This window comes from Paenibacillus sp. HGF5 (assembly GCF_000204455.1).
Taxonomy (GTDB): domain Bacteria; phylum Bacillota; class Bacilli; order Paenibacillales; family Paenibacillaceae; genus Paenibacillus_AQ; species Paenibacillus_AQ lautus_A.
The window spans coordinates 20,242-33,095 of sequence record NZ_AEXS01000041.1; the positions used below are offsets into that span (position 1 = coordinate 20,242).

A 12,854-nucleotide genomic window follows, 5' to 3' on the forward strand; every position below is an offset into this window, starting at 1 on the left:
CTATCCCCTCTATGCTTATTAGAAGCTATCTCCTCTACGCTTATTAGAAGCTATCTACTCTACACTTATTAATGGAAGTAAAAGAAAGATTCCATCACCCATTCTCTCATTCCCTCCATCCGCATATCGGATGGTTCTTTGTTTCGCGCGGTTCACGCACTCAACTGGCTAAAGCTAAAGAAAAATCCGGCAGTCATTAGACGCCGGATCCGGTCAAACGATCGATTTAAGGGATAACCTTCCAAACTTCGGCAGATCCAGGTGTTTCGCCTTGAGTCCACCATTTTGCTTCATAGTTCACGCCATTGTGGCTGACTTTGCTGCCGCCTAAATAAACGGCTGTTGCGCTCCATGCCGGATAGGTCGTGGAGCTTCCGGATGTTGAAACCGTAAGCGGAGCCGATGCCGATGATTTACTGCCTGAGCTGCTGACGGCCACCACAGTGTACGTATAGGACGTTCCTGCGGTTAACCCCGTGTTGGTATAAGAGGTTGAAGTCGATGTACCCACAAGGGATCCGTTACGGTAGATTTCATAACTGGAAGCCCCGGTGGAAGCTGCCCATGCCAAGGATACGCTGCTGCTTGTTTGGGATGGGGAAGTAAGTCCCGTCGGTGCCGGAACGCCTGGGTTCGGAGTTCCGCCGCCACCGCCGAAGTCTACATCGATGACGTTATAGAAAGCGTTAGCCGTGTCAGCTACTTCCCATACAGCCAGAATGACATGGTAACCGGACTTGGCAGGAACGTTACATGTGGATGCATAGTTTGTCGGAGGTTTTACGCCGCCGTAGTTAATGGAGCAGAAAGGCGTCAGATCGAACGAAGCTCTGCTCAGCGGAGCGTTTTGATCCCAGCCGTCTTTCGTAATGTAGTATTTCCAGCTTGCCGTCGCATGGTTGGCCGTCAAATGCCATTGGAACGTCGTGGTTCCCGGGGAAATGCTTACTTTGCTCCAGCGAGTTGCGGACTGCTCATCGAGTTTAGGGAACGCGCCGCCTGCACTCGCGATTTTGCCATCAGCGGGACCTGCGTTCGGCCAGCCTTTAGGAGCTTCCAAGCTTTGCGGCTCATACACGATGGCGCCGCAATCGGTGTTTTGCCCCTGCTTACACAGAATGGCGCGGCTTCCTGGAGAATCGACATATCCGTGGGCAGAAGCTTTATCCGCAAATAAAACCATGAACAAGGTCATCAACAGCATCGTGGAACCAGCAATGATCAAATTCTTGAGCCAAGCTTTGTTCGGCAAACTTAAAGTCATACAATTAATCCTCCTTTAATATAAAAGATAATAAATAAAGCGTTTACACAACCTCCGGCTGCTCAGGCCACCTCCCCTTCTTTGACTAGTTGCCCTCTTAACTTACTGATAACTTGACTGAACTTGGAATCTTCCACAATCATTGTCCAAGCTTTACCAGTACTATCATTATTTTAAAGCATCTGGAAGTCGTATCCCATAACACTAATCAACGATTTGTTACACATTTCAATGAAATTGGATAAATATGTAACCTGGAATGTTATGAAAACACACAGAACTTGCAGAAAAAAATCGCAAAAAAAAGCATGCCTCCCTGGGGGAATCATGCCTTCATCCATGCTGTTCGATCCGTTCAGACCGCGGAACAACTCCTATTCTACGCCGTCCTTAAAATGCTTCCGGTAATGTTTATCCCCTTTGTGCTCCAAGTCCTCGATCGTAAGCTCCAAGGTATGGATAATCTGTTCCTTGACCTGATTCAACGTGTCAAAATACACGTTCTCCTCCGTTCCAACGATGCGTGTGCCACTAAGCGCCTGAACGGCCTGGTAAACCCGGTGCTGTTCGGCCAAATCGTCGACGGCCTTCAGCGTATGTTTCATCTGAAGGAACAGATCCTTATGATGCTGGGTGGTCAAACGTTTTTCAAGCTCCTCGATTCTGGCATTCATGGCGGCTCTCTCCTTCGCAATAAGATGCTTTCGATTATACTTTCTTGGAATCCCCTTTTCCAATAAATTCTTCTTATATATATCACGGTTTCTTTAAGGTGAAACAGGAAATTGACCACTGCTCAGCGAACTATGATAACGTTAACATTTTGCATAACTACATACACTGAGAATGACGAAATCGATCAAACATTTGGAGGTAACAATGGAAAACAACGGACTCGGAGGAAAGAGCATAATCCTCAGACTAGAAATGAATACTCAAGAGATCAAATTCGGTGAAGTTGCATCCGCCATATTTGAAGCCGGGGGAGACATGGTTGCCATCGACGTCATTCAAGCCAGCGGCCACATTACCGTGCGCGATATTACCATTACGGTCACCGACAGCGTCGATATCGAAAAAATTACAAATACAGTAAAACATTTAAAAGGCGTTCGGCTCGTCAATGTTTCCGACCGCACCTTCCTGCTGCATCTCGGTGGCAAGATCGAAACCCAGCCCAAAATCCCTATCCAAAACCGCGATGACCTATCTCGCGTCTATACGCCTGATGTCGCCCGCGTATGCTCGGCCATTCAGGAGGATCCGAAAAAAGCCTACACGCTCACGATTAAAAGAAATACGGTGGCCGTTATTTCGGACGGAAGCGCCGTGCTCGGTTTGGGCAATATCGGCCCTTATGCGGCCATGCCGGTCATGGAAGGGAAGTCGATGCTCTTCAAACAGCTGGCCGGCGTAGACTCCTTCCCGATTTGCCTTGACACCCAGGACACCGAAGAGATTATAGCCTGCATCAAAGCGATGGCGCCGGCATTTGGCGGCATTAACCTGGAGGACATTTCCTCTCCGCGCTGCTTCGAGATTGAACAGAGACTGCGCGACGAGCTGGATATCCCCGTATTCCACGATGATCAGCACGGTACGGCGGTCGTTCTGTACGCGGCGCTGATCAATGCCCTGAAAATCGTCGGAAAATCCATCGATAACGTTCGGGTCGTTGTGTGCGGAATCGGGGCTGCCGGGGTGGCATGCAGTAAAATCCTCCTGTCGGCCGGCGTTAAGGACATCATCGGCGTCGACCGCGAAGGTGCGCTGGTTGCTGGAAGAGAATACAGTAATAGTATGTGGCAATGGTATGCTGAGCATACGAACCCGAACAAAGTCGAAGGTTCCCTGCGCCAAGTGATCCAAGGTGCCGACGTGTTCATCGGCCTTTCCGCAGGCGGCCTGCTTCGCCGCGAAGACGTACAAGCCATGGCTGATCAACCGATCGTATTCGCGATGGCCAACCCTACGCCGGAGATCAGACCCGAAGAGGTCGAAGATATTGTGGGCGTCATTGCGACCGGACGTTCGGATTATCCAAACCAAATCAATAACGTCCTCTGCTTCCCGGGTATTTTCCGCGCAGCCCTGGACTGCAGAGCAACTACGATTAATGAGGAAATGAAGCTGGCCGCAGCCGAAGCCATTGCATCCGCCGTATCGGACGAGGAACGCAACCCGTCGTATATCATTCCGAGCGTGTTCAACCAGAACGTCGTAAAGGCCATTCGTGAGCTTGTCGTGAAAGCAGCGGTCAAGACAGGGGTTGCCCGGAGAATTCCGCGTGAATAAGAATTCCCTCATCCGAAAGTTCAATAGACAAGCTCCTATATATGAAAGGAACACCAGGCAGCGCAAACTCGGAGAATGGAGACAGCGACTGCTTCAGGGGGTTGAGGGCAAAGTGCTCGAGGTAGCTGTCGGCGCCGGCGCCAACTTCCCCTTCTATCATCCTGATACGGTGGACGTAACGGCCGTCGATTTTAGTCCCGAGATGTTAACCCGGGCGCGCCAAATGGCATCCGAGCTTGGCATTCGGGCCACTTTCCTGGAACGGGACATCGAGACCCTGGAGCTGCCGGAACGTTCCTACGACTGCGTGGTTTCCACCCTGTCGCTATGCGGCTATGAAGACCCCGTAAAGGCATTGAACAACATCAACCGCTGGGCGAAACCCGGCGGCCGCATTTATTTGCTGGAGCACGGCATGAGCACGAACCGGCTGCTCGGCGCCGTGCAGCATCTCGTCAACCCCGCGGCACGGCGGATATCCGGGTGTCATTATAACCGGGACATGATCGATATCGTGAATGCCTCGGAACTGAACATCGTCAAGACGGAACGCTATTGGAACGGCATCATCCATCTGATCTGGGCCCAAGCAACCTGACCGTTCATACATACATTCATTTGGACCTGGCGGCATAATTTTAACATGAGCTCTTAATCATGGATATGGAGGAACTTGTTATGAACACAAGGCCTAATGCTAACGAATATTTGCCCCTCGGCGAAAAATACGTATCGCTTGTCCCTGAAGGCCATATTGCCGAGATCTTGCAGCGGCAGCATGACGAGACGTTAAGATCGCTGAGCGATCTGACGGAAGAACAAGCTAATTTCCGCTATGCGGAAGGAAAATGGAGTCTCAAGCAGGTGGTCGGCCATATCGCCGATGTAGAGCGTTTATGGAGCTACCGCATTCTCTACATTGCGCGCGGGGATGCCCGTGAATTTTCAGGGTACGACCGGGAGATTTTTGTTCAGAATTCCCCGTTCGGCCAGCTTCCTCTGCGGGAGGCTCTTAAAGATTACGCTGCCGTCAGGCAGTCCACCATTACGCTGGTCGGAAGCTTGACGGAGGAAGCGCTGCTGCGACAGGGCACGTTCAACAATTACCCGCTCTCCGCCCGGGCGGCCGCCTATGTCATTGCAGGGCATGAGCTTCATCATATGAATATTTTGCGGGATAAATATTTAACGTAATTGATGAAGCTGCTTAGCGGCATGGTCTAGTATTACGTATTCTTAAACAAAAAGGGGCCCCAAAAGATCTTAGATCTGACGGGAACCCCTTTTTCTGTTAGGAGACGCTCCGTGTACAAATCGTTCCTCCCATCGCTGTTGCCCCCAAATTTCTCGGAATGGTTCAAAGCATGGAAGAAATTCGGGGACAAATGAAAAGGTTGGCAGCGCAAGTTTGCTTAGCTCCAATTCCATACCTCGATGCGGCCCAGACGGAATCCCCAGAATTCCGACTCCTCCTTCAGCTTCTCCAGTTCCCGCACAGGTCCCGTGACGGCTGCTCCGTAAACTCGAACTCCATTTTTCTTCAAGTAGGCCAGCCGTTGTTTGTCATCATCCACGCCGTTATATTTGATATTGTTGGTCATCCATTCAACGTCGGCGATCAGCTGCAACACGTCGTCCGATATTCCTGCCTCCAACGAGAAAAAAGTATGCCATGCAGAAAGGAAATGGTTGTCGTCAAACATAATCCTGGGCCTCAATGTAAGATGGGGGATCGTGTGACCAGCGCCGCTAGAGCTATAAGTACCCGGTTTAAACGCCTTCATTTCACCTGAAAAAACAGCCATATTGGTCGCTCGAACATCATAGTCCGACAGGAGCTCCAAAACCTGCTCCGGTGACTTCAACGTTCGAAGCGAGAAGAATAATTCCGCTACGTTGCCGTCCTCCAGTTTCTCTAACTGGTTCATTGCACCATTCGGATGAGAGGAGTCTGTAATCTTCCCACCATCCAGAAGCGCAGAATGCAGAACATAAGGGTCCCTTTCTTCGCGGTTCAGGTAAGGCCCCTGTTCTTCAACGGAATAGGTCAGTTCTCCCCATAACCTCTTCTTCGCGTGAAGCTCTCCGACAATCAACTGCCATTCCCCCACATCCTTATACACTTTCAGCGCTTTCTTCTGGGTGAGGAAGGGCGTCACTTCTACCGAAGACAAGCCGCGTTTATCTACCATCAGTCCACTCTCATGCAATTCAACCGTCGTCATGACAGACCTTATAAATTTATCGTTCAGGCCATTTTTTTCATAATAAATTTGGACGGCTATATAATACATGACATAAGTAAGGAATACGGCCAACGCAGCTAATAAAGCATTAAAGAGCAGCGTTGCCCTTGTCCGCCAGGTCATCCGATGAACATGCAGCATTCGTATCTTCTCCCCCTTCTCACTTAGACAACGGTTTGATTTCGCAAAGGTTACGGTAAAATAAAAAATCGCTACGGCAGCTAGAACACAGCTACCGTAGCGATTCCGTTCACGTTATTCGATTATGGCGCTTTTCGTGGTTGGGCTGTCATGTCCATCCCAGCACTCCACATCCTGAAGCCCCTTGATGCTGTCTTTAGTGAAGACCGGATCGAGGCCTGCCCGCTTCTGCTTCAAGTAGTCATTCAGCGCGGCAAAGGCCGTTCGGGATAGCAGCGCGATGGCGATGAGATTCACGATTACCATCAAACCCATGAAGAGGTCGGCCAAATCCCACACCAGCTTCACGCTGGTTACGGAGCCGAAGATGACCATGGCCAGCACGGAAACCCGATAGATCCATACCCAAACCCGATTCGACTTCAAAAACTCGATGTTGGTTTCCCCGTAGTAATAGTTACCGATCAAGGTACTGAACGCAAATAGGAAAATCATGATCGCCAGGAAGTCGGATGCCCACGCGCCCATCTCCATGGCCAGCGCAGCCTGCGTCAGGGCGATTCCATCAAGTCCGGTCTGCTGGTATGCGCCGGTAAACAGAATAATGAATGCCGTGCTTGTACATATGACCAGCGTATCGATCAGGACGCCCAGCGCCTGAACCAGACCCTGCTTCGCCGGATGGCTTGTCGTTGCGGTCGCCGCTGCGTTGGGTGCGCTCCCCATGCCGGCTTCGTTGGAGAACAGGCCTCTTTTGATCCCGTTCATGAGCGCGGCACCGATCGATCCGCCGACCACCTGCTCATACCCGAACGCGCTTTTGACGATTAGCGCAAAAACATCCGGCAGCTTGGTGATGTTCGCCAATACGATAAACAGCGCGGCACCGACATACAGCACAGCCAGAATCACGACGATCAGCTCCGACATTTTGGCAATTCGCTTCACTCCCCCAAAGATGATGGCCGCAAAAACAACCGCCATGATAATTCCGAGGGTTAAACGATCCGTGCCGAAGGAATTCTGGAAAGCTATCGTAATCGTGTTGGATTGAACCGCGTTAAACACAAGGCCAAAGGACAAAGTGATCAGGATCGCAAACAGCACGCCCATCCACCGCTTTTTTAATCCTTGCTGCATGTAATAGGCGGGACCTCCGCGGAATCCGCCCGCTCCATCCTTTACCTTATAAATCTGCGCCAACGTGCTCTCAATAAAGCTGGAGGCCGATCCGATGATCGCGATGATCCACATCCAAAATACGGCCCCCGGCCCCCCAAGCGAGATAGCCAGGGCAACGCCGGTAATGTTCCCCGTCCCGACGCGGGCCGCCATGCTGATGGCAAACGCCTGAAACGGAGAAATGCTGCCCTTCGTTTTGCTCTTGGGTTCGCGGATGACCCGGAACATCTCCCCGATCAGGCGAAACTGCAGGAACTTGGTGCCCACCGTAAAATACAGGCCAAACGCTATCAGCAATACGATAAGCAGTTTAGACCATAGAAAATCGTTAAAGATAGTAACTACCTGCTGTACAATCTGATCCATTCTCTACCCTCACTATATATATGTCATCACCCATGGTGTAGGTTTGTGAAAAATAGCCCATGTTACATCTAACCATTACTCCCCCCTTGGAGACAAGAGGTTAATTGTGGAAGAGGGAGGCAGGGTGAACAGATCAAGGTCCTTCAAGGGAACCCCTATAAAAAAGACCCTCTCCTCGCGGGTGAGCGCAGGAAAGGGTCTTATCCGTAAGGCTGCTTGCTTCAGCTTGCCTACAATGATGCAGGATTCGTGCCCGTGTAAATCAGAATCGCATCGCGGAGGAACTTGGCGGTTCCAGGCTGCTTCTCGTCATAATGGGCGGTAAACCGCTCATCGTCAACATACATCTGGGCAAGGCCGGCATGGGCTTCTTTGCTGTAATCATTCCAATAATAGGTGAGCCAACGCTTGTGAAGATCGGCCGCCTTCTGGGCGAGCTCGCCGGCAGGATCGCCCTGCTTAAACGCTTCGGCCAGCGTTTCGTACAGCTCCTCCGCCAGACGCGTTACTTCATCATGCTGCGCTTGCGTCATATTTTTCAGCTTGGCATTGGATTTATTTACAGTTTCGTCGCCATACTTCTCGCGAATTTCCTTGCCGTATTTCTTCTCATTATCATCAATCAGCTTCTGCTTGAATCCTTCGAATTTCTCTTGGTCACTCATCGTTTTTCTCCCTTCGGCGGAGGCAATCGTGTTCTCCACATTGGTAATCAGCAAATCCAGCTGCCTTCTCTTGTCTAGGAGCTGCGCATGGTGTTCCTGGAGCGCCTTGGTCCGATTGAAGGATGGTGAGGTCATAATTTCCTTGATACCTTCCAATTGCAGCCCAAGCTCCCGGTAAAACAAGATCTGCTGCAATTGGTCGACCTCCTCCTGCCCGTAAATCCGATATCCCGACGAGTTGATTCTGGCCGGCTTCAGAATCCCGATCTCATCGTAATAACGGAGGGTTCGCGTGCTTATTCCCGCCAACTTCCCAAGCTTCTGCACCGTGTATTCCATGGTTTCACCTCCTGACAAACTCAATGTACACCTTTACGTAACGTTAAGGTCAACACTTCGTGAGAAAAAAATGATGAATTTCTTATATATAAAAAAAGAAACTGAATGTATTCTTAATAGAATACCATCCAGTCTCTTCAGCAATCCAATCTCGATTCAATCGTTATTCCGTATCCTCATCCGTTTCTCCCGCAGCCGACTTATCAGCGTCAGTATGCTTCTCGTTCACCCATTGCTTCAAGGGCTCGGTCATTTGATCTTTCAGCTTCTGAATCAGTTGATCCTCCGTCATTCCCTTCGCCGCCGCGATCTCGGCCAACGATTGCCCTTCTTCCATTCCAGCCTTCAGCTCGTCCTCCGACACTCCGAGCAATGCCGCGATTTCTTCCGGATTACCGAATTTGCCGAACCCTCGTCCTCCTTTGCCATGACCTTTTCCAAAACCGGCGTCGCTGCTCTCTATGATTTGGGTAAGACGGTCGCTCAGACCCTCTTTCCACTCGGCTGCTTCGGTTTCCGTAATGCCGCCCTCACTCAGACGCTCATCGATGTTGGCGGTTTCCAGCTCAATCAGCTTCTGAACGAACGCGGATTTGGCCATTCCTTTGCCTTCGGCAATTTCGGCAAACGTGCTGCCCGCTTCAAGCGCCTTCCGGATTTCGGCCTCCGTCAGCCCAAGGATTTCGGCCGTTTCCTTCACGATGCTGCCGCCCCGAGGTCCGCCCGCCTTATGACCCATCCACTTCCCTTCCCGGTTCTTCACTGCATCCGAAGCCGTTGTGTCCGTTCCCGTCTGACCGTCCTGAGCTGCCGAGGCTGCCGTATCCGTGCTCGCTGCGGCAAAGGTTTTGTTCTGAAGATACCCGGCTCCCCCCAGCACGATCGCTGCCGCCATGCTGCTTACTAATACTTTTTTGCTTATCGGATTCATCGTCATCTCTCCTTCTAGGATCATGGTTTGTCTTGCTATTTGAAGTATAGAGACGGAATCTGAAAGCAATCTTAGGGGAAGGTTATGCCAGGCTTAGGCTAAGCTGAAGGTTTGCTGAATGTGGCGCTATGCCAATCGGCTTACGTACATCATGAAGCTGCGGAGTACACCCTAGTCGGAAATGGGTGCGGAAGCTAAACAAGCGAAAGAAGACGGGACACGCCAAAAAACCGCGCACAGCTGGATGGCGAGCGCGGTATCCGCAGGTACTAGCGAAAAGACAACGTGCGGGCGGAGGCCAGCTTGCGTACCGTCAGCCACAGGGACAAGAGGAGCAGCAGCTCGAATACGTTCGTGGCAGCCGAGCTTTCGATCGGGATCGGTATGGCGCTCCCGGCAGCCATCAGCACCGTGCCGATGAACAGCAGCGGCGTCTTTTTTCTCCGCCATACGATAATGCCTGCCGTCAGCAGCGGGATCAGGATCAGAATCACCATCAGCGGCGGCCCCCCGGATTCGGACGAAACATAACGCAGCGCTCCATACTCCATGGATGACTGGAGCTTGAGCGGCAGCGTCTCCGTCACCACCTCGAGCACGATCAACGCTGCGGTGAAAAGCCAGGCCCCCCATGCGGCGGCCGGTCTGCTGGCCCAAGGGCTTCCGGCCTTGCGTATCAGGTCGAACGACACGAGTACAAGCAGCGGCGTGGCCAACGCATGCACCCAGAAACGCGCAACGTTAAGCCCCTCCAGCAGATCACCTTCCCCCATGTATTTCCCGATGCCGATCACCCCGTTATCCCAGACCAATCCGGCCGTTACGATCAGCAGCAAGTACCGAAGCCCCGGTGACGCATCCCGCCTCAACAGCACGCACCCATACAGAAACAGCACGGCATATATAGCGGCCAAGCCCAAATACAGCACAGAATCCATGGTTACATATCTCCTTTCGTCCTAATCCCTCATGAGCGGATTTCGATCGACTCGTATAGTACGTACTGATAGGTTTTATACCCGTTAGCCCGCCATCCTAACCTAAGTGTATGTATATGAAGCAGAGGCTGCAGAAGATGCCGCGATTATGTAATGGAGCCGCAAAAGGGAATGTCCGGCGCGCGAAGCGCAAAAAAACCGTAGGAGCAAGTTCTCCCACGGTTTCTATCCTTATTTCCTGCGTTGTTCAATAAGTGGCCTATTCTCTCGTCCGATCAGTTCAAGGCTCCTGATTTTCCTTCACCTCCGCTTCCGAAAGGGCCCGTTTGGCCAAATTCGTCAGCACGACATCATCCATCGGCGGATTATGAAGACCTGCCCGGACATCCCGGTACATACGCTCCAACGGGAGCTTCCGGGAGAGACTCAATCCCCCTACGATCCGCATGGCCTGATCGACAATCCGGACCGCCGCATTGGTCACGACATACTTGGCAAGCCCAAGCTCGGGTTTGAGCGCGGCGCGGTTCTCCGCTTCCTTGTCCCAGCGGTCGGCGGTTTGGTACAGATAGCTGCGGGCCGTCAGCAGGTCCGCTTCGATGTGAGCGATCTGCCTTTGGACGTTCGGCAATTCGGCAATGGGCACCGTCAAGGAGTTCGGTTGATGATGACGGGCAAAATCGATGGCAAAATTCCGCGCGGCATAAGCAATCCCCATATAACATGCCGGGATATGAAGCAGAATGCCTTCCGTAGGCACTTGAAACTCAGGCTTCTCATAATCGGGTCCCCGAATGACTTCCGTGTCCGGCACGAATACGTCCTCCAGAATCACGTCATGGCTTCCCGTTGCCCGCATGCCCATCGTATTCCAGGTCTCTTCAACCTTGACCCCTGGCCCGCTGCGAACGAGGAACGCGCCGACCTTCTCGCTATGCTCGATTCCGGCCGTAACCACGAATTGCTTCAAGATCGGGCTTAACGTGCTGAAGGTTTTGCGTCCGGTGATGTGCCAGCCGCCCGACACCCGCCGTGCCGTCGTCTCCGGCCTTCCGCCCCGGCTGGGGCTCCCCGTCGCAGGCTCGCTCGCCAGTTCATTAATGACCGTGCCTTCTGCTACAACGTCTCTGCACAATCTCTCAAATAACGGCTCCGGCCAAGCCCCGGAAAGGCGCAGCTGCAGTATCTGCCCGATATGCCAGCCTACGGCCAGCGCCGTAGACCCGTCTCCTCGGGCGAGCCGTTCCTGGGCAAGCACCATTTCGTATACGGAGGCTTCTTCTCCTCCAAAGGCTGCCGGAACGGTCAGCTTTAGATAACCGGACTCCTTCAAATCATCAAAATTCTCGAACGGAAACGATCCCTCCAGATCGTGCTGAGGTGCTCTTTCCGCGAATATCGCTCCAAGCTTGTCGGCCCGGGTTGCGATCATCGCTTCGCGTTCATTACGTATGAATGGATCTGTGGAACCGAATCGATTCAAGTTCGTCCCCTCCTTGATAACCCTTGTATTCCGATGGATATATACTTGAAATTGTAGCAACCCTGTTTTGGGGTGTCAATGAAAGGGCTCAGATACCGTTAGATTCCTTGTTCTGACAGAAATGAAGCGATCGCCTCGTTCACATCGTCGGGGTTATCCAAATTCGTTGCGTGATGAGCGTTCCGGATCATTTTCAATTGAGCGGTCGCGATGTGTTCCTGCATATATGCCTGCTGCCTTCCGATCATCGTGTCGCTTTCGCCTTGAAGCAGCAATACCGGGCACTGGATTTTGTGCAGATCATGCGTGCTGTCCATTCGGGTAACCGCATCCCATATCCGAATCCAATCGGAATGAGCAATGGAGCCAAAAGCTTGCTCAATATAGGCTTGATTGCTCTTATTAAATTTGGATAGCATCCTGCCTTGTATTTTTCCGGATAAGGACATCGGCATCAGATAACTTGTTAAGCGGTTTACCGGCACGAACATGCGCTCGAACCAATTAAACGCATTCGTGAACGGCGTGCCGATCAGTACCAGGGCCGCAACCTTCTCCGGATAGCGAACGGCAGTCTGCAGCGAAATATGACCGCCCAGGGACAGCCCGCAAAGCGTCGCTTGTTCAATGCCGAGTTCGCCTAGCAAATCCGCCAAATCCCTGCTGAAATCCTCCGAATCCACCTTGCCGTGCGGCAAGGAAGAGGAGCCATGCCCCCGGATATCCCACACCACGGTTTGATACCGACGGGAGAAGGCATCGACTTGAGGCCGCCACTGTTTATGGTTCCAGGAAGCTCCGTGCGTAAACACCAACGGCTTCCCTTCTCCCTTCACTTCATAATACAAATCGACTTCCCTTCCTTTGTAAATCGGCATAGCCTTCACCTCTCCATAATAAAATGGGCATTATTCGGTACCGCCTTGAACGAGCGAGGCGAATATGACCTGAAAGCACTCGTCAAACAGTTCGTCCAAGCTTCGGTCAGACTCTTTGATCCAGAT

The 12,854-nt window shown here is 51.9% G+C and carries 12 protein-coding genes; 3 read left to right on the plus strand and 9 right to left on the minus strand.

Annotation, left to right across the window (positions count from 1 at the left end):
- Positions 1-226: 226 nt before the first annotated feature.
- Both HMPREF9412_RS07235 and HMPREF9412_RS07240 read right to left on the minus strand, forming a co-directional pair.
- Complete coding sequence (locus HMPREF9412_RS07235) at positions 227-1,264, minus strand: lytic polysaccharide monooxygenase (protein ID WP_009590744.1); 1,038 nt, start codon at positions 1,262-1,264, stop codon at positions 227-229.
- A gap of 374 nt (positions 1,265-1,638) precedes the next feature.
- Positions 1,639-1,938, minus strand: a complete 300-nt coding sequence (locus HMPREF9412_RS07240) for a hypothetical protein (protein WP_009590755.1) — start codon at positions 1,936-1,938, stop codon at positions 1,639-1,641.
- 205 nt (positions 1,939-2,143) lie between these two features.
- On the opposite strand from HMPREF9412_RS07240, the gene HMPREF9412_RS07245 reads away from it, so the two are divergent.
- The 3 genes from HMPREF9412_RS07245 to HMPREF9412_RS07255 all read left to right on the plus strand — a co-directional run bounded on the left by HMPREF9412_RS07245 (position 2,144) and on the right by HMPREF9412_RS07255 (position 4,753).
- Entirely contained in the window at positions 2,144-3,559 is a 1,416-nt protein-coding gene (locus HMPREF9412_RS07245; protein WP_009590761.1) for an NAD-dependent malic enzyme, read from the plus strand.
- On the plus strand, positions 3,552-4,157 hold the full coding sequence (locus tag HMPREF9412_RS07250) for a class I SAM-dependent methyltransferase (protein WP_009590765.1): 606 nt from the start codon (positions 3,552-3,554) through the stop codon (positions 4,155-4,157). Before HMPREF9412_RS07245 ends, HMPREF9412_RS07250 begins: the two co-directional genes overlap by 8 nt.
- Before the next feature lie 80 nt (positions 4,158-4,237).
- The gene (locus HMPREF9412_RS07255) at positions 4,238-4,753 is read left to right on the plus strand and encodes a DinB family protein (protein WP_036671581.1); all 516 of its coding nucleotides are present in this window, start codon (positions 4,238-4,240) and stop codon (positions 4,751-4,753) included.
- Between the two features lie 218 nt (positions 4,754-4,971).
- Here the strand turns inward: HMPREF9412_RS07255 and HMPREF9412_RS07260 are convergent, their stop codons facing one another.
- The 7 genes from HMPREF9412_RS07260 to HMPREF9412_RS07290 all read right to left on the minus strand — a co-directional run bounded on the left by HMPREF9412_RS07260 (position 4,972) and on the right by HMPREF9412_RS07290 (position 12,728).
- Positions 4,972-5,946: an anti sigma factor C-terminal domain-containing protein gene (locus HMPREF9412_RS07260; protein ID WP_009590772.1), complete on the minus strand. Its 975-nt coding sequence runs from the start codon at positions 5,944-5,946 to the stop codon at positions 4,972-4,974.
- 114 nt (positions 5,947-6,060) lie between these two features.
- A complete protein-coding gene (locus tag HMPREF9412_RS07265) occupies positions 6,061-7,494 on the minus strand; it encodes an alanine/glycine:cation symporter family protein (RefSeq protein ID WP_009590751.1) in 1,434 nt (477 codons plus the stop codon).
- 230 nt (positions 7,495-7,724) lie between these two features.
- Positions 7,725-8,498: a MerR family transcriptional regulator gene (locus tag HMPREF9412_RS07270; protein WP_009590745.1), complete on the minus strand. Its 774-nt coding sequence runs from the start codon at positions 8,496-8,498 to the stop codon at positions 7,725-7,727.
- A gap of 163 nt (positions 8,499-8,661) precedes the next feature.
- A complete protein-coding gene (locus tag HMPREF9412_RS07275) occupies positions 8,662-9,429 on the minus strand; it encodes a hypothetical protein (protein ID WP_009590764.1) in 768 nt (255 codons plus the stop codon).
- Between the two features lie 269 nt (positions 9,430-9,698).
- On the minus strand, positions 9,699-10,367 hold the full coding sequence (locus tag HMPREF9412_RS07280; protein WP_009590771.1) for a hypothetical protein: 669 nt from the start codon (positions 10,365-10,367) through the stop codon (positions 9,699-9,701).
- Between the two features lie 280 nt (positions 10,368-10,647).
- Positions 10,648-11,850, minus strand: a complete 1,203-nt coding sequence (locus tag HMPREF9412_RS07285) for an acyl-CoA dehydrogenase family protein (RefSeq protein WP_009590774.1) — start codon at positions 11,848-11,850, stop codon at positions 10,648-10,650.
- A gap of 98 nt (positions 11,851-11,948) precedes the next feature.
- Positions 11,949-12,728 carry an alpha/beta fold hydrolase gene (locus HMPREF9412_RS07290; protein ID WP_009590748.1) on the minus strand — a complete coding sequence of 260 codons (780 nt, stop codon included), beginning with the start codon at positions 12,726-12,728 and terminating at the stop codon, positions 11,949-11,951.
- Between the last annotated feature and the right edge of the window lie 126 nt (positions 12,729-12,854).